This is a genomic window from Actinacidiphila epipremni (assembly GCF_012034175.1).
Lineage (GTDB): Bacteria > Actinomycetota > Actinomycetes > Streptomycetales > Streptomycetaceae > Actinacidiphila > Actinacidiphila epipremni.
The window spans coordinates 1-1309 of sequence record NZ_JAATEJ010000067.1; the positions used below are offsets into that span (position 1 = coordinate 1).

At 68.9% G+C, this 1309-nt stretch carries 1 protein-coding gene; it reads left to right on the forward strand.

From position 1 onward, the window contains the following. Positions 1-45 precede the first annotated feature (45 nt). The gene (locus tag HCN08_RS34435) at positions 46-1269 is read left to right on the forward strand and encodes an IS30 family transposase (RefSeq protein WP_167987322.1); all 1224 of its coding nucleotides are present in this window, start codon (positions 46-48) and stop codon (positions 1267-1269) included. Positions 1270-1309 lie beyond the last annotated feature (40 nt).

Below are 1309 nucleotides of genomic sequence, written 5' to 3' on the forward strand. Positions count from 1 at the left end.
CTTGGGTTCTAGTGGTCGTCGCAGCACCCCAGCTCAGGGGATGCGATGGACTTCGAGATTCGAGGGGACCGGACTCCGCAGGGGCGTAAGAAGCTGTTCCGGGAGCGGGAGGCATACTCCCGGCTCGTGAAGCAGGGATTCAGCAACACCGAGGCGTGCCGGATCGTCGGCGTCGATGCGCGGACCGGTCGGAAGTGGCGCAACGGCCGTTCCGGGGAACGGAACCGGAAGCCGGTACCACCGGTCAATCTGGTGGTACCGGTTTCCGGCCCGTCCCGGTACCTGCGGGAAGACGAGCGAATCCACATCGCCGACCGGCTGCGGGAGAAGGCCACCGTGCGGGCGATCGCTGTGGAGCTGGGCCGCAGTCCCTCCACGATCAGCCGGGAGATCCGCCGCAACCGCACTGAAGGTACGCGTGGCCAGTGGCACTACCGCCCCCACGCGGCCCAGGCCCGGGCCGATGCCCGCCGGCCCCGGCCCAAGCCCCGCAAGATCCTTCAGAACCCCGGGCTGCGGGATGCCGTCCAGGAGATGCTGGACGAGAAGTGGAGCCCGGAGCAGATATGCCACGCTCTACGGCGAACGTTTCCCGACCGGCCGGAGATGCACGTGGTCCACGAGACCGTCTACCAGGCGCTCTACGTCCAGGGACGGGGCCAGCTGCGGCGCGAGCTCGCAGGCGCCCTGCGCTCCGGCCGCGCCCGCCGCAGGCCCCGGCGACAGGCCGGCTGCCGCCGGCCCCGCTTCGCCACTCCGATGGTGATGATCAGCGAACGGCCCGCCGAGGCCGCAGACCGGGCCCTGCCCGGCCACTGGGAAGGCGACCTGATCATCGGCAAAGACGGGAAATCGGCGATCGGCACCCTGGTGGAGCGCGCCACCCGCTACGTGATGCTCCTGCACCTGCCGGGCGACCACGGAGCCGAAGCAGTACTCGGTGCACTGACCTCCACCGTTCAGACCCTGCCCACCCAGCTGATGCGGTCCCTGACCTGGGACCAGGGCAGTGAGATGGCCCGGCACGGCGAGTTCACCCTCGCCACCGACATCCCGGTCTACTTCTGCGACCCGGCCAGCCCCTGGCAGCGCGGCTCGAACGAGAACACGAACGGCCTGCTGCGACAGTACTTTCCCAAGGGCACCGACCTATCCGTCCACGACCCCGAGCACCTGACCGCCGTCGCAGACCAGCTCAACCGGCGCCCACGCAAAACGCTCGGCTGGGAAACCCCAGCCGAGCGCCTGCATAAACTGCTCGCGGCCTGATCAACACGACCACGTGTTGCAACGACCGCTAGAAACTGCC